Below are 21,924 nucleotides of genomic sequence, written 5' to 3' on the forward strand. Positions count from 1 at the left end.
CCCGGTGGCTCGGGCCAGAGCAGTAGTCCGTCTTAGTCGTCGTCGCACGGATGACGCGTCCTCCCGGTCACGACGCGCATGCCATGTTGCGCACCACATGTAGCGGGTCGGGGATATGCCCGCGTACGAAGCGGGGATGAGCGACGCCCAGCTTGTCATCGCGGAAAGGCGGATCGAGGATGTTGCCTCCTTTCATCTCAAAGATATCGGTTGCGCCGTCGGTTCTTAGAATTCGCCGACCAGTCTCAAAGCCGGAGTCGGTTGGTTCACCCTTCGGCGTTTTGGGTACGCGACGGCGCGGCGACTAAGCTCTCGACAGCCTCTTGCACCATGTGCAATCTCTTGAGTTCTAGGGCGGCGTCCGGGAGCGCGCGATGGGCAGGCCTAGCGGGCTCTGAGCCGGCTATAACTTCGGAGACGAGCGCAGCAGGGTCGACGCCCCGCATTTGGCTGTCGTGAAGCCGCTTCGAAGCAAATTCAACGAAGAGATTGTCCGACTTGCGAACGCGAAGCGCGTGTCTCGCAACGCCACCAGCGCGAAGGAGGACGCTGAGCCACTTCCCATCCCACGACGGTGAGCTCGCGTAGAGATCATGATTTGCGAGCGTCGCCATCATCTCTTGGACGACAAGGGTAACCGGAACGCCTTCATTGGCTAGCGCCGTTCGGGATATGCCGTGGATGCCTTCGGCCGCTGCCGACCAATCCGTCCAGTTCGGCGCCGGGGCGATCAGGAGGGACCGTGACCGGCCGTCCTCGAACACCCATGCGATTTCGATCGGGTAGCTGTGCTTGCCAAGCGAGGAAGCTTCGAAATCGAGGAACACGTTCATGATAGATCTCTAGTCGAAGTCGCCGGTTCTACCTAGCCGGAAGACGACGACGGGGTCGCCTTCTTCTCCGACTGCGGGACGGCCATCTCGCCGCACCACAAGAACGCCGGCGTGGTGGCCGGCTGCTTCTTTTGCTTCGCCGATGGCCTCTGCCTCCGTCTCGCCGACTACGGTCTCCCATGCCTGGACGGGCTCGCCTCGGTCATCAAGGTCGTAGGCGAAGATGCTGAGCGAGGAGAACGTTCCCGGCATCAGGCGGTACCGTGTTTGGGACGGGCGAGCTGCGCTGCGAGATCGCGGGCGTCATCCTTGCGTCCTTCGTCGTTTGTGCCCTTGACCTTTGCCTTTATCCAGAGAGCTTCTTCTTCCGTCGCTTCGACAGGAAGGCTGGTATCTTCGGGAAGGCCGGGGGCGCTTTGTGCGATCGTCGCGTCCTTCGGGGCGTCGTTGGGGCCGGTTGTGATCTTAGTCATCTCCAGCTCCTCTTCGGATGGCGCGGGCTGCGGAAGCCGCTGGTCGTCGTCCGACCTGTCTAAGGTGCCTTCGTTGCCAGACTTTTGTCGGCGAACATCTTCTCCGCCAGCAGAGGTCGTCGGCTTGCACCTCGTCGGCATTGGCATATCCCTTGCGCTCTTCCATCGCATCAATCCCGGTTGGCCGTCTGCGGAGCGGGAATTCGGTCGTTCGGGTCGGCGCGGCCCGTGGTCGGATCGGCCTCAGTTAGACCGTCGCCCGCCTCGCGGCTGTTGCCTATGTTCACCGGCGGCGCGCGGCGGTCGTCGACGTTGGTCTCGGGCAGCTCGTCGTCCTGAGTATCATTGTTCAGAGACTTCGGAGGAAGCTTAACTGAGCCTGGAATGGACTTGGCAGTCATGGTCGTTCTCCTTGTTCAGAAGGAACTCGCAGACACGGAAGCTGTTCCCCGGACCTCCTCTTAAGCAGGACCGACGGAGACCGCATGAGCCCTACGCACAAGTTTGCTGATAGGTAATCGATTTATCACGTCAACCCGAAGTTCATCACCATGCGCGACCGCCCGGCGCTTGAGTTCCCATCGGAATCTTATCGGCTCTGGGGCAAGAGTTTCAACGATTGCCGGGAACGACAAAAGAGAAGGGCGTCCTTGAAGATGACCGTAGCGACGACTGCTCCACCGGGGTCGCTGATTTCGGAACGCTGCCCGTCCACATGCTCGCCGTTGCGAATTTTTCGGCCAACAAATCTCTGGCGCTCGCCCTAGCTTTAGATTGCAAGGTCGACAGGTTCGAATTGGGTGCCGTTTGGGTCGACAAGCAGTTTTCGGCCGTCCCGGATGTTCAGAAAATACCGCATGTTCTTCGCCTTAATGCATAAGGCCCGCGCCATAAGCGCGGGCCTCAAAACGTCAATGGCTGTTCTTATGGCTCTGCTGGCCCGCTTTCACGTGCTGCTCATGCGAGCCGCCCTGCTTACCGGAGGACGTGCTGCCCGTCTCGGGCGACGCCGACTTCGAAGTCGAAGACTTGCCAGGGGAGGCCTGCTTGGAGCCCGACTTACTCTGACCAGCCTTCGCGTGCTGCTCGTGCGATCCGCCTTGATTTGCCATGGTGTTTTCTCCTCTGTTTGAGACCTTCATGGTCCCGTTTAGAAACTTCGGCACCTTGATCCTTGTTCCGCAGAATGTTCGAAGGTTTACCCCTGTTCGCACTGGGCTGCGCTGGTACCGTTCATTACGCAAAGCGGCCCGAGTATCACCTTCGGACAGAGGCCCCCCAATAAGGCACGTAAAGGTCCATCAACGCCACATTTGGATGACCGAGTAGGGTCGCCTGATAAACAGAGCCCACCCACCGTGACGGTGCCGTCGTTAGAACGGGGAAGTCTCTCAGCGCAACCTGTCGACCGACTCGGCACAGCCTTAGTGTGATCGACATCCGCCCGTACCGGCGCAACGCTTTAGTTGCACTATCGGCAATGACCGCATGTCTGTCTACTTCCGCACGGGAACCTCTTCAGCGGTAAATTAGTTTTCTCCGACCACAACAGAGGTAGTCAGATGCAGCTTATCGAAACCCATATCGGAAATTTGAATGACGGGATGATCACGGTCGAGTTCCGTGGAGAAGGCGACGAGCTGGTGGCTGTGAAGCTCGCTTCCGACGGATCACTCGATGGCGATGCAGCCGTACGTCACGCTAAGGCCGTCCTCATTCAAATCACAACTTTCAGCGACGACCGTGACCCTTCCAATGACGAGTTCGAACATTCGGTGGACGATGAAACGGCGATCGATGGTTCGCGCGGCGGAGAGCCCAACCGGTGAGTCTTCCCATTTGCGTGAACAAAGCAGCGGTCGGGCTTCGCCCGGCCGCTGCCGTCCCCACTAGATCATAATCCTTGCCTCTCGCTGCAACGGACAAGCTCTTCCTCGACAGTCTGTAGTTCGTTATGCCGTCATCCAGTTGACTACTAGCGGAGGAGAGGCCTGCGACTGTGGTCGACCCGGTGAGGCGAGGCGACTGCGATATTGGCATGGGCGATCTCCACGCCGACATCGGGTGGGCACGAGGGCCGAACTAATGACCGTCGCCCGAAATGGTGGACGCCGCGATGAAGCGTTCCTTCCCGAAATTGTAATAATAGATAGCGAGGATACGCCCGTCGTTGAGGGCGACGGAACGGGGATAGCCTATGTCCGGCAGCACTGCGTCCCTGCGGATGTCGATCGCCTCCGACCATTTCCGTCCGCCGTCTGAACTGGTGACCATCCGCATGCCAGGGCGGTCGCCCCGAAACCCGTAGACAAGAGCAAGGCGCTGTGGGCCCAACCGAACAAGGCTTCCGGGATTGCCGCCAGGTCCGGTATCCTCGACTGGAATGCCTAACGGATGCCACGTGGCACCGTTGTCTTTAGAGCGGAATGTTTCCAGCCAGCCCGCTTGATCAATTCCCCGGCCGCGTCGGACAACGCTGACTATCGCGCCGTCAGAAAGCCGCAGGCTCGACGGCATGATGGCGTACCCGTCTCCATCGAACGGGAGGGAACTCTTCCAATGAAACGTCAATCCCCCATCGGTTGTCTCGACGCAGAGGCAGCGACCTTCGTTGCCGTCGGACTTTGCTGCGGTCATCATGAAGAGGGCGTGGTTGTCTGATAGGGGGACGATATCGGTCCGCGAGGCCAGGCCTTTGAGGTCGAGCCCCTTGAATAAAAATGGTCCTTCCCAGCGCCGGCCGCGGTTTCTCGTGAGGTAGAACCAGCTATGGGCGCGACCGTCAAGGCCGGTACGTGCGACCAACACTGCGATTTCAGGATCCAGAAAATTGACAGGGGTAGAAAGAGCTGGAATGTCTTGCCCACGAAGCTTGGAACCTGAGCGCAACGGTACGGCGAGATGCTCGTCGGCGGAAAGGCTCTTGCCTCCCGGCACGAAGCCCGCAAAAGTCTCGGGCGACCATGTGGCGCCGCCGTCCACGCTTCTCGCCTGCATTGGCTTGAACTCTTGACTCTTGTCACGGGCGTGGAGCGCACCTTGCTCGCCCAGTTTTCCGTCAGCGAAGACGACCACGATTTCCTCATCCCAAGCCCAAAGACCATAGTTGGCCGGCCACGCCGAAAAATGACCAGGCCGACGAAAGACCTCGTGATGGCTGATCTGCAAGTGGTCACTCATTTTCGACGCCCTCGTAGCTTCGCGGCGAGGATAAAAGCTGAAAGACAGAAGCAGATGCTGTTCGCGAGAATGATCGGAATCTCGCCTTTCATTGAGCCGAACGCGGTCCAAAGGGCAAAGCCGGTTACCGTCAGAAAGTACATGCGGATCGAGATTGCCGCTGTGTCCTTGGTGCGCGCGACCTTTAAGGCTTGTGGAATGAAGCTCACGACAGAGCAGAAAGAGGCGGCGTAGCCGACGAGAGAAATAGGATCCATGGACTCCTCGAGAATTCGTCCAATGAACTTCGCTGTCAGTATGATGTTCCTTGGCCCTGTCGACAAACGACCTGCAGGACCGCTCTAAACCTCCCCGAGGTCATTCACGATGGAAGTTCCGGAAACGATATTCCGCTTCCCAGGGCTCGGACGTGCACTCTCGCTTGTTCCACATTGCTGGAGATTGGCAGGACAGCCATACGCTCGAAGCCGGCATCGGCGCTGCCGTGTCGTCGGAGGGAATTATTGCTACGATTCGGCCTATCGGCGATGCGGCAGGATGTCCTCAAACCGTTGCTGTAGCAGGCAGTGCCGACCACAGCAGTCAAGAACGTGACGGCCGCAGATACGCAAAACAAGCGACCGTCACGTTGGACGAGCGCAACCCCACCGAAGCGCTCGCAGTTGGCCCCCACCAGTCGTTCAAGTTAGCGGTCGCTAATGGATTGGCATAGTGCAACCCTGCAACACTGTTGGACGATCGATCGCCAAGGGGCAGGCTAAGAGCGGTAGATATCGCGTGGCCCAAAGCTCCCTCCCATAATCTGAGGAAGGATCCACAGATCCCGCAAATCAGTTTGGCTTCCAGTCAAATGGCGGGGCCCTGGCGGCGTGTTCTTCGTCTAGGCGATTGAAGAACACCCGCGCAAGGGCAAGGAAAATTTTAGATGTCACTCCCGTATCTGTTCTCGCCGCGCAGCACGCGAAGGTGGCAGCGCCTGGAATGGGGAATAACTGAAGCTTTGGGAAGAGCTCTGAATGTTGTTTGCACGGCACCAGGCGGCCTTCGCACTTATCGTTCTAGTCGGTGGGCCTGACCAAGATTTCGACGCGTCGGTTCTTCTGACGGCCGTCGGGATCATCTTGCCCGTCAGGGGTCTCGTTGGGGGCAACTGGGTTGGCCTCACCGCGTCCTTCGATTGCGACAGTCGATGGATTGAAATTCGCCGCCGTCGCGAGGTAGTCCTTGACGGCCGCCGCTCTTCGGAGTGACAGCTTGAGGTTATAGGCGTCGCTTCCCTTGCTGTCCGTGTATCCGTCAACAACGAAGCTTGCTTCCTTGAAACGCTGACGGACATCATTGGACATCGCTTGAAGGGCTTCGGTAGCCTTCGGACGCAGTGTCGCCTTGTCGAAGTCGAAGAGGATGTCCGCCGAGAGCGTGTATCGAACGCCGCCTCCTACCTCGGTCACCTCTAAGCCCTTGACGATCGGCGAGGGAGGCGCCTTGGGCCTTGGTCCCAATGCTAGCTCTTCTTGCGTCATTGGTGGTGACCGATATTCGATGCGGGGTGACGAATAGCCGATCGAGGGTGACACGAAGCCCACGCTCGGCGAGCGGGCCGTAAAATTCGGCGGCGCCACGGTAGGGGCTTCTTGTGCTTGCGTTGTGCCTATTGTGACCACTAACAAAGAGAGTGTTCGAATTGCTAGCCTGGTTATCATTGAACAGGAACGTCCATCACGGGAAGCGTTGATCCGAAGCGAACGGCAAACGGACCCGGGTTGCTTTCAGGCGGTGCGAACCATGCCCATGCCTTGAATGTTTCACCTGGCTTTAGTGGCGCTTCTGGCGGCTGTGTGCAAAGGCACTCGCTCGCGACGCCTATCTTGAAACTGATTTTGTTGGGAAAGTCATACAAGGTGATGTCATTAAGACCGTAGCTTGCACGCCCGATGCCGATCTCCGCCAGGTTCACAGGGGCGTCTCCGGTGTTGCTGATCTCATAATCCAGCTGCACGATCTGCTGACCAGGGACGCGTTTCAAATCGAGGATCTTGGCCGAAACGCCAGGCTGAAGCTCAACGGCTGGCGGGAGATTTTGGGCCAGGGCGAGCGTGGCGGCGAGCAACGGGGTGATTACCGTGACGATTGATAGCACGCGATTGAGCAAGTCCCATTCCTCCGAGTTCTGTGGCACCACAAAGTGATAGCGCATCCTAATTTAGGCAATCAGCAATATCGGTTATCCAAAGTATTGTTATGTCAGTGACGGCTACTTGGCAAAATGTCCGCTATACCGACCTTTACACTCCGCAGTCTAGCTCACCGGCTCTATGACCTCAATTCATACAAGCCTTTGGATGGGTTTCTCTCGATAGAATCAGGAGGCAATGAAAGAGCACGCGAACTTTTCCGGGGGACGTGAGGGACCTCTTTTGATGGCTAGCCATGAGCGTGAACGTACTGGTGAACCCGAGGATCTCGCTCGCTCTGATGACTCCTTTCAACGGAGACCTTTTGTTATGCCTTCCACCTCATGGGCTTTACTTTGTGATCTGACGCCTTGACTAAATTCCACAGACATTCGCAGTCGTCACGGCTTTTCGATTGGGTGATGGAACCCGATGAAGCTAGGGTTGTTGTCCAGTACCGTAAGACGCGGAGCCGGCTCCTGCGCACGGCTGCGGCAGGTAGTCGGTACCGAAGGTCCTCGCGAATTGCCACAGTCCCGTGGCCTCTGCAATAAGCAACTCTGATCTTGTAGACCGGCGCCTTCCCGCATAGTCATTTAGATCGGCTAATTCTCGGAAGTGACCTGAGCAAATAATGATCCTTACCCTCAACAATGTTCGAAAATCGTACCCGACAGCAGAAGGTACAATCGAAATTTTGAAAGGGATCGACTTTGGTGTGGCGTCAGGTGAGACCGTCGCTCTCACTGGGGAATCCGGTAGTGGGAAAAGCACACTTCTCCACTTAGCAGGAGGCCTCGATCGTGCAGACTGTGGGGCCATCGTCATGGATGGCGATGATCTCAGCAAATACTCCGAGAGCAAGCGAGCCCAGTATCGACGGACCAAGGTCGGGCTTATTTTTCAACAGTTCAACCTGATCCCCTCCTTGACCGTCTCGGCAAACATCTCTTTTCACGCCAAGTTGGCTCAGCGCCACGACGGTGCTTGGGAAAAGACTTTGATCGAGGCGTTGGGTTTGCAGCGGTACGCAACCCGTTATCCCGAGCAGCTATCAGGAGGCCAGCAACAGCGTGTCGCCATAGGCCGCACTCTGGCGGCAAGACCGAAGCTCATTCTTGCTGATGAACCGACAGGAAATCTTGACGAGCAGACAGGTGACGCCGTCCTGGACCTGATGCTTGACCTGGCGAGCAGCGCGGGGTCGGCATTGCTTCTTGTTACCCACTCGACGCGGCTCGCGGCTCGGCTGGACCGCACTGTGCATCTTCGTGGTGGAAAGATCGCTTAATGAGCTGGGTCGCGTTTTCCGCGCTTTTATCGCACTGGCGCCGCAAACCTCTGCAGCTGCTCACTTTAGTGCTGGGGATCGCGCTTGCGACAGCGCTTTGGTCTGGTGTGCAAGCAATCAATTCTGAGGCGAGGGCCAGCTATGCTCGCGCCGCATCTGTTCTGGAGCAAGGGTCCCTTGCTCAAATTGTGGCTGATGACGGCACCGGGATTCCCTACGAGATCTATGGGAGCCTTCGACGCCTCGGCTTCGATGTCTCGCCGGTTATCGAAGGGAATCTGCGCCTTGGCACGATCCGCATCCGGTTAATCGGCATAGATCCTTTAACGATGCCAAAAGAGGGTTATGCGCTGAGGGTGACGAGCGGACGCGACCTCACCGGCTTCATCTCTCCTGTTGGAGAGCTGGTGTTGTCCAGCGAAACGGCGGAACGGCTGCGCGGCAACACGGACATGAGCTTTCGGATCGACGAAAACGTTCCTGAAGGCGCGGCATTCGTGGACATCTCGGTCGCTGATCGGTTGCTTGACAAGCATGGCAGGATTGATCGTTTGACAGTCGCTTCCGACCAGGAAATCAGCGCCATCGCCGTCAAACAGATTTCATCTAGGCTCCTGATCCGGCAACCGGTTGAGCAGCCCGACGTCGCGCAATTAACTGACAGCTTTCACCTTAATCTGACTGCTTTTGGCTTTCTTTCCTTCATCGTTGGCCTCTTCATCGTTTACTCCGCTACCGGGCTCACCTTCGAACAACGTCGCAGCACGTTTCGAACGCTACGATCCCTTGGCATTTCCCTCCGGCAGTTGACTGCGATGCTCGTTGTTGAGCTTTCGATACTTGCTGTCGCATCCGGCGTCATCGGGGTCGTGCTTGGATACCTGATTGCGTGGGTCCTCATGCCAGGGGTCGCCGCAACCCTTCGCGGACTGTACGGCGCGAACGTCTCCGGGTCACTTTCCATACGCCCAGACTGGTGGCTCGCAGGGCTAGCGATGGCGCTTGCCGGGACAGCAATTTCGTCCGCTCAAAGCCTCTATCGGGTCTGGAAACTTTCCATCCTTGCGGCCGCGCAACCACGAGCATGGGCGCGAGAGTCTATGCAAGGATTGCTAATCCAGGCGGCGCTGGGAGGGGTGCTTCTACTCCTTGCAGGTGTTTTGGCGATAGCCGCGTCCGGATTAGTGGCAGGTTTCGCGGTGCTCGCATGCTTGCTTTTGGGCGCGGCCCTCATGCTTCCGGCCATATTGGCAACCTTTCTCGCCGCCATGCAACGTACGTCGCATAACGCACTTGTCGAATGGTTTTGGGCGGACACCCGCCTTCAGCTTCCGGGGCTTTCACTTGCCTTGATGGCATTGCTACTGGCGCTATCGGCGAATATCGGCGTCGGCACGATGGTTTCCAGTTTCAGGCTGACATTCATCGGATGGCTCGATCAACGTTTGGCCGCCGAACTATACGTTACGGCCAAAGACGAAGCCGAGGCGGCGAGGTTACGGGCCTGGCTTCCATCACACTCCACGTCGGTCCTTCCAATCTGGAGCGTGGATGGCGACGTTACCGGCGAGGAGGTCCAGGTCTTTGGCGTTGCGGACGACCCGACCTACCGCGACCATTGGCCCCTGATCGCGTCCCAGAATGAGGTTTGGGATAAGATCGCCAAAGGTGAGGGTGCTCTGATCAACGAGCAGATGTGGCGGCGCGGGGTAGCGCGGATGGGAGAGCTCGTAGCCATGCCTGGAGGCTGGAATGCTAAGGTGGTAGGAGTCTACTCTGATTACGGAAACCCAAATGGGCAGGTTATCATCGGGATTGACACCTTGGTCGCCCATTACCCTCAGGTAGCCAAGCTTCGATACGGCGTACGTGTTCCGCTTGAACGGTCGACGGAGCTGAAGCGACAGCTAATCGAGGATTTTGGTCTCCCGGAAACCGCCGTCGTGGATCAAGCCTCGCTCAAGAGGCAATCGCGAGCGATTTTCGATCAGACGTTCAAGGTTACAGGAGCCCTTAACGTGCTCACCTTGGCTGTAGCCGGTTTCGCCATGTTTTCCAGTCTCTTGACACTCTCGGGAATTCGGCTTCCCCAACTGGCGCCCGTTTGGGCGATGGGGGTGCGTCGGCGTGATCTGGCACTGTATGAGGTCGCCCGAACGCTGGCGCTTTGGCTCGCCACGTTCGTCATAGCGATACCCTTGGGTCTTGTGTTGGCATTGGTGCTGCTGGCCCGTGTCAACGTTGAGGCATTCGGATGGCGACTACCCATGCAAGTGTTCCCCATGGACTGGCTATTGCTCGGTTTTGTCGCCTTTCTCGCGGCACTTGCGTCGGTATTCTTTCCAGTCCATCGCCTTGCAACGATCAATCCGGGCGATCTGCTTAGGATTTTTGCCAATGAACGGTAAAGCCGTTGCTTTAATATTGCTGGGCGCTGCCATGATGGGTTCAGCGGGAAATACGCTGGGGCAAGGGTTTGCCGGACTGGGATCGGACGCCAAAGGCTTTGCGATTCCTCAGCGCGGCTCCGAATTATCGTTTCCAAGAGACCACGGAGCGCACCCGGACTATCGCATCGAATGGTGGTACGTGACCGCCAATCTCAAGGGGCAAGACGGCACGCAATATGGAGCACAGTGGACGCTTTTCCGATCAGCGCTTGCCCCGGAAAGTAAGGCTGGCTTCGCTGATCCTCAGATCTGGATCGGACATGCGGCCATAACGACGTCCGACCACCAATACGTCGCAGAGCGGTTGGGCCGTGGCGGCGTTGGTCAGGCGGGCGTGACGGCCGCGCCTTTCCGCGCCTGGATAGACGACTGGACAATGTCAGCCGCTGACAATTTAAACTCCGATGCTTTGGCAAATCTCTCTCTAAAAGCCGCTGGGCAGGACTTTAGTTACGCTCTGGACCTTACGGCCAAAAGCCCACTCGTTCTCCAGGGTGATAAAGGCTTTTCTATTAAGTCGGCAAGCGGGCAGGCGAGCTACTACTACTCCCAGCCGTTCTATCAGGTCTCCGGAACTATTGAGGCATCGGGGAGGCGCATCACGGTCAGCGGTAACGCTTGGCTCGACAGGGAATGGTCTTCTCAACCCTTGGCTTCGAACCAAACGGGGTGGGATTGGTTTTCGCTGCACTTGGCCAGCGGAGAGAAGCTGATGGCGTTTCGTCTCCGTGACGACAAGGATGGGTTTATTTCAGCGAACTGGATCTCTCCCGATGGACAAACACTGCGGCTAACAAAAGACCAGGTTCATCTCACGCCATTGCGTACCGCGACGGTCGATGGGAGGCAGCTTCCGGTGTCATGGCGAATAGAGATCCCCTCAAAATCACTGGACATCCAAACGCGACCGTTAAACGATCAGTCGTGGATGGCAACGTCCACCCCGTACTGGGAGGGCCCTATTTCGTTCGAAGGCTCCACCACCGGCGTAGGCTACCTTGAGATGACGGGCTACAGGTAGGAACCAGTAGCTCAGGTTTAGAGGAGATGCAGACTTATGCGGCCTTTCAAGTTCGGGACTTAAAGGCGCCAGGTCGCGGACATCAATTTCCAGGTCATGCAGCAGGCAAAGGCCAAAGACCATCTTCGCCCGGACTTGCGTCGAAATCCTTAGAGCTTATTACCTATGACGCAGCGGCAGTTCACGTTTCACCTTGGAAACGCTCGGTGTGGATACGGTTCGATATCGCGCTTCGACCAGATTGTAGATCCCAAAGGCGGCAAGGCCTATGGCAACCGCAAGATACAACACCCCGCCAAGCGGAAGCTGCCTCACGAAAGTCAGTGCATCACTCGTGCTCCCAGCTTGATCGGCGTCAACGCTAAATGCTGCGTAGCAGAAGAAAACCCCGACGATCGCGAAGACGATCCCGCGTGAAACCAACCCGTAGATACAAACTAGTATCAGCGGTCGGCTCTGACCGAGCTTCAGGTACCTTTCGAACTTACGAGAAATCCCTTTGAGTGCGGTCGCTATACCGCCCACCAAAAACCCGACGCCAATGGCACCGGCCAGATATCTACCAAACGGTTGCGACATCGCCCACTCGGCAAGATCTTTTTCGCCACCATCGCCTGCTGATCCCACGCCCAGCGCGCCTTTGAAAGCGTAAATTGCCAGGCCGATATACGTAACGGCACTCCCGAGAAGGGCAACCCGGATCAGATAACTTTTCGCACTTGCGTCGTGATTGTCGGCATTGGCAATTGATTGAGCAAGTCGCCAGGCCACAAACCCCAGCAAACCGATCCCTATCAGTCCGAGCCATAATTTGCCAAAGGGCTGGTCAAGCAGTGAGTCGAGCGCAGATTTGGTGTCCGGCTTACCACCGCCAAAACTCGAAAACAGAGCGAGCCCTGCCACAAGCAAAAAGACAATCCCTCGGGCGCTGTAGCCCGCTCGGGCAAGCCATTCAAACTTTGGTTCGTTCATTTTTCGATCTCCCCGCCGCTCGTAAACGAGCAGGCTGTAAAACGGTTCCTGGCCGGACGGGCCCCATCGTGGTCCCGAATTTGCCACGTCGCCGACGAATTCCTGTAAGCGAAAAATGAGCGCGGGCGTGTTATCGGCTGGTAGCATCCGCTGCCGATGGCAATTCGATGTACCTTATCAGCGAAGGTCGCTCTGGCACTGTAATTGCGGATGTTCCTGTCACCGGCTGCCCAAGCGTCGAGTATGCCGTGAACTGCACGATGTAGAGGCCAGGCTGAAGCTTGTCCGAAACGGGGATCAACAAATTCGTCCGATCCGCTCCATATCCGAGCGTACCTGTGGGAATGGGGCCGCTTGGTCCGAAAATCTCAACTTCCGAACGTTCAGGATCCACTGGCGCGGTAAAGGTGAGACTGATGTTGTCGTTGAAATTGACATCGTCATGCATATCGGGGGTAGGGTTGATGCTTGCATTTGCCATCGGGGTGAGGCCGAGAAATGCCGAAATGGCGATTGCATGTGCAAACCTATACATAATCGACTCCGTTTCCGTTCTTGCGGTGATAATTCGCGACGCTGCTATCCGTTCCGAGCACTGCAAGACTACGAGGTGCCAAGCTGGAATCGGCCAGCTGGCGTCATTGTTGAATCCAAAGGGTATAAATTCTGTTCCCTTTATGTTCTTTTCTTGCTACTCGTATTGAAAAGGCAGGTGGCGACATGAAATTCGATATAGCACTCCATCGCGATCAACGCCGTTTGGCGGTTGCAAAGTTTGACGCTCTTCCCGAAGGTAATCCCCTCCGCGAAAGATATAGAGATTGGATTCGACGGTTGGATGAAATCATCGCTAGCGCCGTTTTGCCAACGCAAGATGAGAACTCGAATGCGTTAGTGACGACCACAGGCCAACTCGATGATGTCTCTGATCTATCCGCGAGCAACATTAGAAGTTTACCTGGCGCGATATCCCAAAGTCTGGTTGGTCTAGGCAGGCCCATTGGTTCGACGAACAGCAAAGCCGTTCGGCAACCGGCAAGTGCCCTGGCGCCACAGCATGCAAAGCTCAAGATGGAAAAGGATTTTGCCAGATCGCGCAAAAGTGAGAAGGCCGCCGTCTGTGGTCATGAGGCGCAGGCCCGAAAGGATAGGCTCATCGCTGAAAATCGGCTGCTTAAGTGCATGCTGGTCAGGTTTGGCTAATAGAGGATTGTCAGCGGTATCTTGCGTGACGTAGTTGCCGCCGAGCAAACGCGCGGTCAGGATTTCGAAGGTCAAACTGAGATATTGCCATATGGGTGCGCCGACCGACGAAATCGACCTCATACTCTCATTGATCCCGACTGGTCCGCGAGCGGAAAAGCTTCGGAGGGAGCCAGATCCCAAGGCAGCAGCCTTTATCGCTGCGGTAGACACAGATGACGAGCTTGAGGTCGATGCTGACGTGGTAGTTTCACGCGGTGAAGATGATGGTGCGCTCGCTATGAGCTGGATATGGGTACCAGCAAAAGCCGCTGATATCTCCTTGGTCGTGAGGAGGGCGACGAGATCGTTTTCAGGATGTAATCGCTGAAACGCGATGCCTCTCACCTTGGCGTCGGCATCATAGGCTTGGGACGGTGACACTGGCCATTGCCGCCGAGATTGTTGCCGCGGAGAACGCTGGTGCAGATTTCCACTTCACGACCAGATGCGAGTACCGAAGTATACAGCGGGCAGGGCGGCGAAGTGATATTCGTTTAGCAAAAGCCGTTTATTTTCAGCACTCTATAAGCTTTTATTGTAGCTTGCAACCGATCCTCGGAGTGTCGACTGCCGTCATTGGCATCTGGATGATGGAGTTTCAGCTTCTCCTTGTAGCGGAGTCTTATATCGTCCGGACTTGCATTATGTGACAGCCCAAGTGTGTCAAAAGCTTGAGCTTCAAGCGGCCGTAGCCTGCGTTGCTGAGCCGAGGAAATGGTGCCTGCTGAATAGCTGGCTTTCCCGCGTGCCCTGAGTGATTTCGCTGAGCCTGAGGGAACTGATGAAGGGAGCGGTGTCTCCAAGTTATGCGCATTTGTCCTCACACCACGCGCCGGAATTTTGCCGCTCGCGGCATCGAGCTGGTACTTTGCAACAATTGGGTCAGACTTGCTTGGCGAATAGTCGTAGCCTTTGTTGTATTGGCGTGAATGCTCAGCACAAAACAGAAGATACAGCCCTTCCGCAGCGCCACCCACTGGAGCCCTCTGGGTGCCAAAATTCTCGCAGCCTTCCCACTGACACTTGGGGCCGCTTTGTTCAGTGTGCTTTTGGCGGCTAGCGCGTATTGGCCGAATGCCAACGAAGATCTTTGAAACGGTCATCAGGCTGATATATGGTGGACGCTCCGTCACGGGCAAGCTACAACTTCGCTGTGTGGCGTGATGATGTCCTGGATCATTTCACTTATGACTGCCGCTGCAAGAGCTGATCGGAGCATCAGCTCTTTCGGCACGGTGGTGGTGACCAACTTTACACGTGTGAACTCACAGACATCGGCAGTCAAAAACACCTCCGCGTTGACGGAGAAATTAATCGGCTTCGGCGTCAACTTGCGAACGAACTGAGGCTGCAGGACGATCAGCTCAAACAAATGCTTCGGCGCTTCGATCTGTCTTAGCCTGTCACAGCCAAAATGGCCCCGATTGCGACGGCTCGGTAAGCAACCATACATTGGCATCTTTGCATGTTCTTAACCAGATAAGGGCTAGTGATAGGCGATTGTGTGCCGGAAGTCGTCAAAATGTCTCCATCAAACACGTCTGTCTCTGTCTCCCTAAAATTCCTTGTATCGGTTGCTTGCTGGGCCGTCGTGGTCGGGGCGATTTACGGAACAATGGTATGGGCCACTCGCCAAAGTGACGAAACGGCGGTCCAGCGCCAGGAAAGTCTCGTCAGCCGGATCGTCAGCGAGATGCAGGATAGAATTGCTCATGACCAGGAAAGTGCAACCGTTTGGGACGATGCTGTTCGCAAGGTAGGTGAGGGGGATCGCGAATGGATACAAGCAAATCTCGGCAAGTGGATGCATACCTACTTTGGCCACGACGCTGCATTTGTGATCGGCCCCGCCAATAACCTGGTATATGGATTTTCGGACGCCGACAACGATCCGGAGAAAGCTTATCCGACTGTCTATGTGAAGGTCCGAACGCTGATCGATGAACTTCGTCGACGCCTGGCTGCTGGTGATACATCCGGCACTTCCGACCGGACACTCAGCATCGGCGAGAGCGATATAGTAAGCATCAACGGTAGCCCGGCAGTTGTAAGCGTCAAACCGATCATCTCCGATAGCGGCGAGATTAAACAGCTCGCAGGCGAACAGCCACTCCACATCGCGGTACGTTATCTGGACGGCGACTTCACTCAGATGCTCGGTTCGCGCTACTTGTTTACCGGAATGCAGTTCGACTGGAGCAGAGGCAATCCCAACCGCCGTTATTTTCCACTGACGGCACGTGACGGGAGCAGTATGGGATTTTTCAGTTGGGAGCCATTCCTGCCTGGAAAGGCCGTGCTTGAAGCGACCAGGCCCGTTTTCGCGCTGGCAGCACTCTTGATGCTGGGGGCAGTTGCAGCTTTCGTCATGCTTCTACAGCGCCGCGCGGACCGTTTGCGCAAAAGCCAGGGCGAGCTTTTCCATCTCGCCCATCATGACGCTCTAAGCGGACTTCCGAACCGTATTTCATTCAACGCCAAGGTCGACCAGGTCCTGGCGAAATCCGCGGCAGCTGTATTTTTCCTCGACCTTGACCGTTTTAAGCAGGTCAATGACACATTGGGCCATCCGGCCGGCGATAGCTTACTCGTCGATGTGGCGGCGCGGCTAAAGGCGACGGTTGGAAGCGACATAATGGTCGCTCGGATTGGCGGCGATGAGTTTACCATCCTCATTGAGGCACCAACTTCAAGTGGGGTCCAACAGCTGGCGGAAAAGCTTATCTCTGTGGTTCGTCAACCTTTCGAGATCGATGGTCAGCCAATCTTGATCGGTATGAGCATCGGTATTGCTTTCTCATCTGGCGGCAAGTCGGATACCACCGACATCTTGCGGAGGGCTGACATCGCGCTCTATAGCGCCAAGAGCACCGGCCGCAATCGTTACGTGATTTTCGGGCCGCATATGGACGAGATGGTCAAAACGCGGCGCGACCTGGAACAGGAATTACGCACGGCTATTAAAAGCGGAAGCCAGATTGAAGTGCACTATCAACCCGTCTACGGCGCAAAAAGCAATCATTTGGTGGGCGTTGAGGCGCTTGCCAGATGGCGGCACCCGTCAAAAGGGCTGATTTCCCCGGACACGTTCATCGCGATCGCCGAGGAGGCGGGCCTTATCGATAGCTTGGGCGAATGCGTACTAGCAACGGCTTTAAGCGACGCCAGAGCTTGGCCAAACCTTTCTGTGGCAGTCAATGCCTCGGCGGTCGAGTTGCGGGGGGAAACCTATGCGCTACGTGTAATTTCGGCTCTCGAAAAGACGGGTTTTGATCCTGCGATGTTAGAGATCGAAATCACCGAAAGCGCGCTGCTCGAAAACGAGGACACCTGTCGCCGCAATATCAACGCTCTGCGTCAAATCGGCGTTCGGTTCGCACTCGACGATTTCGGAACAGGGTTCTCGTCATTTGGACGTTTGCAGCAGCTCGATGTTGACCGCATCAAGATCGACCGTTGCTTCGTTGCAAGCTATGGGACCGCAGAGAACAATGACGCGATCGTCCAGGCGATGATTAGTCTTGCCCGCGCCAAAGGACTGAAGATTACGGCAGAAGGCATAGAAACTATCGAGCAGAAAGCATGGCTCAGTGAGCTAGGTTGCGACGATCTCCAAGGCTATATCCTATCCAAGCCCCTGCTCCCGGAACTGATAAGCGAACTCCATACCGGCAATGCTCGCCAAGCTTAGACTTAAGGAAAATTCCGTTCAGTGGCTGAACACGCCATCACCATGGCGCCGAATGATGGGACATTGGTGTCGGAATGGCATGCGGGTCGTCCGCTGGCTGCCGGAGAAGAGTCCAAGCCATGCAGATTTTAGTACGAGTGAGATGAAGTGGCGCTGGACGCCACAACTGACTGCGACTTGTCGACCTCATCGTATTCAAAATGGGCTAAGCAAGTGGGGTGCCTTTCGCTATCCCATATCCATGAGATGCCCGGGCGGCATCATGTTGACGTTGAGATTGTGAATGATAATCATCGAGCCAAGAACCACCAATCCGACCACGAATACCCCGAACGCGAGCGCCAAAACATTGTTCGTGTCCTCTGGCCCGCTCGATATATGCAGAAAAAACACCAGGTGGACCCCCATCTGTCCGATGGCCAAAGCGGCTAACAAGACCGGAACGGCTGGGGCGTATATAAGGTCTGTTTGCGCTGCCCAGAAGGAAGCTACTGTCAAAAGGAAGGCAAGGATCAGACCCGCAACGTAATTTTTGATCGCGGCCTTCCCTTTGCCGTGCTCTCCGGGAGCTTTCGCTTGCTCATTGTCTCGGTGGCCAGTTGTGTCAACCATCAGCTCGCTCCCAGATAAACAATGGTGAAGACAGCGACCCAGACGATGTCCAGCGCGTGCCAGAATAGCGTGAAGCAGAACAAGCGCCTTAAGACCATGTCTCGCAACCCAAGGGTTGCTACCTGCGCCATCATGATGATGAGCCACAGCAGCCCTGCGGTAACATGCAGTCCATGAGTGGCTACCAGGGCAAAAAACGCGGATAGAAACGCACTGTGTGTCGGCCCGGCTCCTCGTGCAACGAGATCGATAAACTCGCTCAGCTCAAGTCCAAGGAAACAAGTGCCAAGGACAAAGGTGGCGAGTGCCGATAGGTAGATTAGCATCCGCTGGCGGATCTCGACCCCAACGGTCATCAAACCGCAGGCAAAACTCGACAGCAAAAGACAGGTGGTCTCGATAAACGTATGGGTCCGGCTAAACAGTTCGGGCCCGGTCGGTCCGCCCGCCGTCGACTTCGACAAGACCGCATAGGCGGCGAACAATCCAGCGAAGACAACGATATCGCTGAGAAGAAATAGCCAGAACCCGAACCGGACGACCATCTCCTTGGAAGCTGGTCCACGCTCAGAGAGCGGGATTGTGGCTTCGTCACCGGTTACGCTGGCGTCACTCATCCTCGAAGCACTCCGGTGGCAATCAAGTCATGAGCGGGAATCTTGGTCTCCGTGGACGTCCGCCAGGCATAGACTAGGCAGGCCACCACAAAGCCGAGCCCGCCGACGATTGCCATCCACCAGATATGCCAGATCATTGCAAACCCCAGGATGACCGCAAAGAAGGAGAGCGTGATACCGATCATGGTGTTCTGCGGGACGTCGATGGCCTCCACCGGTTCGCTGCGGTCGCGGTTATCGCCGTCTTGCTTTGTCTTCCAGAAGGCATCCAGGCTCGTCACCTTGGGAAGGACAGCATAGTTCCAGGCCGGGGGCGGGGAGACTGTCGACCATTCGAGCGTGCGGCCATTCCACGGATCGCCCGTTTCGTCGAGATTTTGATCACGGTTCCTGATGCTGACGACGAGCTGGAGCACAATAAAGACGATCCCGAGCAGGATAAGCCCTGCCCCCCAAAGAGCAATGATCATCAATGGCTGCCATGTCGGATCGTCGTAGTGTTGCATGCGCCGGGTCGCGCCCATCAGGCCAAGCAGATAGAGCGGCATGAAGGCAAGATAGAAGCCGACGAACCAGCACCAGAACGCCGCCTTGCCAAGGCGTTCGTTGAGGTTGAAACCGAATGCTTTGGGAAACCAATAGTTATATCCGGCGAAGGCTCCAAACAGGACGCCGCCGATGATGACGTTATGAAAGTGCGCAACCAAGAACAGGCTGTTATGCAGGTTAAAATCCACGGGCGGGATCGCCAATAGTACGCCGCTCATGCCGCCAATCACGAAGGTCACCATGAACCCTAGCGCCCAATAAAGCGGGAGGGCGAAATGGATGCGCCCGCCGTACATCGTGAACAGCCAGTTGAAGATCTTTACGCCGGTCGGTATCGCGATGATCATCGTCATGATGCCAAAGAAGGCATTGACGTCGGCACCGGCTCCCATGGTGAAGAAATGGTGCAGCCAAACCAGAAACGACAAAACGCAGATTGCCATCGTTGCGGCCACCATCGAACGGTACCCGAAAAGGGACTTGCGCGAAAACGTCGCGATTACCTCCGAGAAAACCCCGAAGGCCGGTAGAATGAGGATGTAGACTTCGGGATGTCCCCACGCCCAAATGAGGTTGATGTACATCATGGCGTTCCCGCCAAGGTCATTCGTGAAGAAGTGGAAGCCGAGATATCGATCCAGCAGGAGCATCCCGAAAGTTGCGGTCAAGATTGGGAACGCCGCGATGATGAGCAGATTAGAGGCCAGCGCCGTCCAGCAAAAGATCGGCATGCGCATGTAGCCCATTCCTGGAGCCCGCAGTTTCAGGATCGTCGCCGTCAGGTTAATCCCAGACAGCAGCGTCCCTACTCCAGAAATCTGCAGGGCCCAAAGGTAATAGTCGACGCCTACGCCTGGCGAGTAGGTCAGTTCAGATAGCGGTGGATAGGCTAGCCATCCGGTCTTGGCGAACTCCCCGATGACCAGCGACAGATTGATCAGCAGCACGCCTGCCGCCGTTAGCCAAAAGCTGACCGAGTTGAGGACTGGGAAGGCGACATCCCTGACACCCAGTTGCAGCGGAACCGCAAAGTTCATCAAGCCGACCATGAACGTCATTCCCACGAAGAAGATCATGATCGTCCCATGGGCGGAAAAGATCTGATTGTAATGCTCGGGTGGAAGGTACCCTGGCTCCCCATTGGCCGCCATTGCCAGCTGGGTCCGCATCATAATGGCGTCGACAAATCCGCGCATAAGCATGACGAACGCTAGCGTCACGTACATGACGCCGATCCTCTTGTGATCGACGCTGGTGATCCACTCGTTCCAGATATAGGGCCACCACCCTTTCCCAGTGATAGTGGCGAAGAGGGACAAGGCCGCCAGCAAGACAAAGCCCGCGGCTATTAGCGGAATAGGCTGATCAAGCGGGATCGCATTCCAATCAAGCCTGCCGAGCATCAGCGCATCTCCATGGCGGTTGGGGTGGCGGTTGCCTGATTGGGAAAGTGGGCGGTGCCGCCTGATTGCTTGACAACCTTGTCGAACAGACCCTGCTCGATTTTCCCGAAGGTTTGTACCAGCCTGGGTGTGCGGTCCTTCATCAAGTCAGAGTAAGCAGCTTCGTCCAGCATATCGTTTCTTGCTCGGGACTGATCTAACCAGGTCTTGTATTGGTCTGGTGCAAGTGACTGAAGATCAAACACCATGTCCGAGAAGCCTTCGCCGCTAAATTGGGCCGACAGCCCGCGAAACGTTCCGGCGTGGTCGGTCTGGAGGTTTAGCTGCGTCACCATCCCGGCCATCCCGTAAATCTGGCTCCCTAGCTGGGGGATCAGCAGGCTGTTCATTACCGAAGCCGAGGTGATTGAAAAGTGCACGGGGCGACCGACTGGGATGACGAGGTGGTTGACGGTTGCTACGCCCTCGTCGGGATACACGAACAGCCATTTCCAATCGAGCGAGATTGCTTGGACGTTCAAGACTTTCTGGTCGGAAGCGATCGGCTTGAAAGGGTCCAACTGGTGGGTGCCGAGCCAGGTTATTCCCGCGAGGAAGAGAACAACCAATGTGGGGACGGACCAGACGACAAGTTCGATATGCCCAGAGTATGTCCAGTCTGGCCGGTACCGGGCATTCTTGTTGCTCTCGCGGAACCACCAAGCAAAAGCGATCGTCCCAATTATGACTGGAATAATGACCGCCAACATGATGGCTGTGGCATTGAACAGTATCTTTGCCTCGGCTGAAGCGATGGGTCCTTCGGGGTTAATGATACCGCTCGTGAACACAATTTTTTCCTGACGCCCCGATGACCTTAGGCCTTAGTGGCGAAGTATACTGATCAGGCCGACTTTCAAGTCGGTGCTGCAGGATACCGAGGCTTCACGGAACATTGTGCCGAGCGCTGGGTTCTCATCATCAGGGCCGGGTCAGCCGACTTGAGCCCGCGTAGCTGCCGGAGGATTAATTTGGCGAACGATCGACCTAGACCTTACCGCACTATGATCGCCTACGTTGCTGCAATTGTTGTCGTCGCTTTTGCGCTGGCAGGTTGGTACTCTTACAAGGTTCATCCAGGTGACCCACAGCGGCCGGCAAGTGCGACAACAACGGTGAATTGATTGATCCGTCGTGCAGGCAGCGTCCAAGTGGACGCTTCATATCGTGATCTCAGCCAACCCAATCAAATGTCTCAATGCGTTGCATTGAGCGTTGAGCAGGTGCGCAGGAGACGTTGAACTTTCACGGTGATGATTGTTTGCGCTGGCTGCAGGCGCCGCGAAAGTAGGTTTAACGGCGGCCGGGGGAGGCCAAAGGCTTAGGGTCACATTGAGCTGACCGTTGACCACAGCAGCGTCACCCTTGCCGTTT

At 56.3% G+C, this 21,924-nt stretch carries 24 protein-coding genes; 6 read left to right on the forward strand and 18 right to left on the reverse strand.

Going from position 1 to position 21,924, the window contains the following annotated elements:
- Window positions 1–266 precede the first annotated feature (266 nt).
- The 4 genes from AB4Z25_RS12810 to AB4Z25_RS12825 all read right to left on the reverse strand — a co-directional run bounded on the left by AB4Z25_RS12810 (window position 267) and on the right by AB4Z25_RS12825 (window position 1,707).
- Entirely contained in the window at window positions 267–833 is a 567-nt protein-coding gene (locus tag AB4Z25_RS12810) for a transcriptional regulator (RefSeq protein WP_112389375.1), read from the reverse strand.
- Window positions 834–842: 9 nt separating this feature from the next.
- Entirely contained in the window at window positions 843–1,085 is a 243-nt protein-coding gene (locus AB4Z25_RS12815; protein WP_112389374.1) for a hypothetical protein, read from the reverse strand.
- Window positions 1,085–1,306 (reverse strand): hypothetical protein, encoded by a 222-nt coding sequence (locus tag AB4Z25_RS12820; protein ID WP_112389540.1) that lies wholly within the window; start codon window positions 1,304–1,306, stop codon window positions 1,085–1,087. Before AB4Z25_RS12820 ends, AB4Z25_RS12815 begins: the two co-directional genes overlap by 1 nt.
- Window positions 1,307–1,476: 170 nt before the next feature.
- Window positions 1,477–1,707, reverse strand: a complete 231-nt coding sequence (locus tag AB4Z25_RS12825) for a hypothetical protein (protein WP_112389373.1) — start codon at window positions 1,705–1,707, stop codon at window positions 1,477–1,479.
- Window positions 1,708–1,925: 218 nt separating this feature from the next.
- Between AB4Z25_RS12825 and AB4Z25_RS12830 the strand changes: the two genes are divergently transcribed.
- Complete coding sequence (locus tag AB4Z25_RS12830; protein WP_112444002.1) at window positions 1,926–2,186, forward strand: hypothetical protein; 261 nt, start codon at window positions 1,926–1,928, stop codon at window positions 2,184–2,186.
- A 31-nt stretch (window positions 2,187–2,217) separates the two neighbouring features.
- Here the strand turns inward: AB4Z25_RS12830 and AB4Z25_RS12835 are convergent, their stop codons facing one another.
- On the reverse strand, window positions 2,218–2,418 hold the full coding sequence (locus AB4Z25_RS12835) for a hypothetical protein (RefSeq protein WP_112389371.1): 201 nt from the start codon (window positions 2,416–2,418) through the stop codon (window positions 2,218–2,220).
- Between the two features lie 450 nt (window positions 2,419–2,868).
- Here AB4Z25_RS12835 and AB4Z25_RS12840 point away from each other — a divergent pair, with 450 nt between their 5' ends.
- Complete coding sequence (locus tag AB4Z25_RS12840; protein WP_112444004.1) at window positions 2,869–3,135, forward strand: hypothetical protein; 267 nt, start codon at window positions 2,869–2,871, stop codon at window positions 3,133–3,135.
- Between the two features lie 253 nt (window positions 3,136–3,388).
- Here the strand turns inward: AB4Z25_RS12840 and AB4Z25_RS12845 are convergent, their stop codons facing one another.
- The 4 genes from AB4Z25_RS12845 to AB4Z25_RS12860 all read right to left on the reverse strand — a co-directional run bounded on the left by AB4Z25_RS12845 (window position 3,389) and on the right by AB4Z25_RS12860 (window position 6,638).
- A complete protein-coding gene (locus tag AB4Z25_RS12845; RefSeq protein WP_442208142.1) occupies window positions 3,389–4,486 on the reverse strand; it encodes a sialidase family protein in 1,098 nt (365 codons plus the stop codon).
- Window positions 4,483–4,743, reverse strand: coding sequence for a SemiSWEET family sugar transporter (locus tag AB4Z25_RS12850; protein WP_112389539.1), 261 nt, complete (start codon window positions 4,741–4,743; stop codon window positions 4,483–4,485). Before AB4Z25_RS12850 ends, AB4Z25_RS12845 begins: the two co-directional genes overlap by 4 nt.
- 801 nt (window positions 4,744–5,544) lie before the next feature.
- Complete coding sequence (locus AB4Z25_RS12855) at window positions 5,545–5,937, reverse strand: OmpA family protein (RefSeq protein WP_162698823.1); 393 nt, start codon at window positions 5,935–5,937, stop codon at window positions 5,545–5,547.
- Window positions 5,938–6,185: 248 nt separating this feature from the next.
- Entirely contained in the window at window positions 6,186–6,638 is a 453-nt protein-coding gene (locus AB4Z25_RS12860) for a DUF1573 domain-containing protein (RefSeq protein WP_148194380.1), read from the reverse strand.
- A gap of 656 nt (window positions 6,639–7,294) precedes the next feature.
- On the opposite strand from AB4Z25_RS12860, the gene AB4Z25_RS12865 reads away from it, so the two are divergent.
- The 3 genes from AB4Z25_RS12865 to AB4Z25_RS12875 are packed head-to-tail and all read left to right on the forward strand — an operon-like array spanning window position 7,295 to window position 11,422.
- Window positions 7,295–7,951: an ABC transporter ATP-binding protein gene (locus AB4Z25_RS12865; protein ID WP_442208143.1), complete on the forward strand. Its 657-nt coding sequence runs from the start codon at window positions 7,295–7,297 to the stop codon at window positions 7,949–7,951.
- Window positions 7,951–10,359 carry an ABC transporter permease gene (locus tag AB4Z25_RS12870; protein ID WP_442208144.1) on the forward strand — a complete coding sequence of 803 codons (2,409 nt, stop codon included), beginning with the start codon at window positions 7,951–7,953 and terminating at the stop codon, window positions 10,357–10,359. Before AB4Z25_RS12865 ends, AB4Z25_RS12870 begins: the two co-directional genes overlap by 1 nt.
- Window positions 10,349–11,422 (forward strand): lipocalin-like domain-containing protein, encoded by a 1,074-nt coding sequence (locus tag AB4Z25_RS12875; RefSeq protein ID WP_442208145.1) that lies wholly within the window; start codon window positions 10,349–10,351, stop codon window positions 11,420–11,422. The genes AB4Z25_RS12870 and AB4Z25_RS12875 overlap by 11 nt, the downstream gene beginning before the upstream one ends.
- Before the next feature lie 159 nt (window positions 11,423–11,581).
- Here the strand turns inward: AB4Z25_RS12875 and AB4Z25_RS12880 are convergent, their stop codons facing one another.
- The 5 genes from AB4Z25_RS12880 to AB4Z25_RS12900 all read right to left on the reverse strand — a co-directional run bounded on the left by AB4Z25_RS12880 (window position 11,582) and on the right by AB4Z25_RS12900 (window position 15,011).
- Window positions 11,582–12,394 (reverse strand): DUF1206 domain-containing protein, encoded by an 813-nt coding sequence (locus AB4Z25_RS12880; protein WP_442208146.1) that lies wholly within the window; start codon window positions 12,392–12,394, stop codon window positions 11,582–11,584.
- 130 nt (window positions 12,395–12,524) lie between these two features.
- Window positions 12,525–12,929, reverse strand: coding sequence for a copper resistance protein CopC (locus AB4Z25_RS12885; protein WP_310295244.1), 405 nt, complete (start codon window positions 12,927–12,929; stop codon window positions 12,525–12,527).
- Window positions 12,930–13,381: 452 nt separating this feature from the next.
- The gene (locus AB4Z25_RS12890) at window positions 13,382–13,720 is read right to left on the reverse strand and encodes a hypothetical protein (RefSeq protein ID WP_442208147.1); all 339 of its coding nucleotides are present in this window, start codon (window positions 13,718–13,720) and stop codon (window positions 13,382–13,384) included.
- Between the two features lie 413 nt (window positions 13,721–14,133).
- A complete protein-coding gene (locus AB4Z25_RS12895; RefSeq protein ID WP_112389359.1) occupies window positions 14,134–14,742 on the reverse strand; it encodes a J domain-containing protein in 609 nt (202 codons plus the stop codon).
- Between the two features lie 26 nt (window positions 14,743–14,768).
- The gene (locus tag AB4Z25_RS12900) at window positions 14,769–15,011 is read right to left on the reverse strand and encodes a hypothetical protein (protein WP_162706042.1); all 243 of its coding nucleotides are present in this window, start codon (window positions 15,009–15,011) and stop codon (window positions 14,769–14,771) included.
- 132 nt (window positions 15,012–15,143) lie between these two features.
- On the opposite strand from AB4Z25_RS12900, the gene AB4Z25_RS12905 reads away from it, so the two are divergent.
- The gene (locus AB4Z25_RS12905; RefSeq protein WP_442208148.1) at window positions 15,144–17,330 is read left to right on the forward strand and encodes a putative bifunctional diguanylate cyclase/phosphodiesterase; all 2,187 of its coding nucleotides are present in this window, start codon (window positions 15,144–15,146) and stop codon (window positions 17,328–17,330) included.
- Between the two features lie 228 nt (window positions 17,331–17,558).
- Here AB4Z25_RS12905 and cyoD read toward each other — a convergent pair whose 3' ends face one another.
- From cyoD to cyoA, 4 genes are read right to left on the reverse strand one after another with little or no spacing between them, the layout of a single operon-like run.
- Window positions 17,559–17,942: a cytochrome o ubiquinol oxidase subunit IV gene (gene cyoD, locus AB4Z25_RS12910; protein ID WP_442208149.1), complete on the reverse strand. Its 384-nt coding sequence runs from the start codon at window positions 17,940–17,942 to the stop codon at window positions 17,559–17,561.
- Entirely contained in the window at window positions 17,942–18,559 is a 618-nt protein-coding gene (locus tag AB4Z25_RS12915) for a cytochrome (ubi)quinol oxidase subunit III (protein ID WP_112444024.1), read from the reverse strand. Before AB4Z25_RS12915 ends, cyoD begins: the two co-directional genes overlap by 1 nt.
- Window positions 18,556–20,511, reverse strand: a complete 1,956-nt coding sequence (gene cyoB / locus AB4Z25_RS12920; protein ID WP_442208150.1) for a cytochrome o ubiquinol oxidase subunit I — start codon at window positions 20,509–20,511, stop codon at window positions 18,556–18,558. The genes AB4Z25_RS12915 and cyoB overlap by 4 nt, the downstream gene beginning before the upstream one ends.
- Window positions 20,511–21,341 (reverse strand): ubiquinol oxidase subunit II, encoded by an 831-nt coding sequence (cyoA, locus tag AB4Z25_RS12925; RefSeq protein WP_442208151.1) that lies wholly within the window; start codon window positions 21,339–21,341, stop codon window positions 20,511–20,513. Before cyoA ends, cyoB begins: the two co-directional genes overlap by 1 nt.
- Window positions 21,342–21,924: the final 583 nt, after the last annotated feature.

It is taken from the genome of Rhizobium sp. RAF36, assembly GCF_052114105.1.
Lineage (GTDB): Bacteria > Pseudomonadota > Alphaproteobacteria > Rhizobiales > Rhizobiaceae > Rhizobium.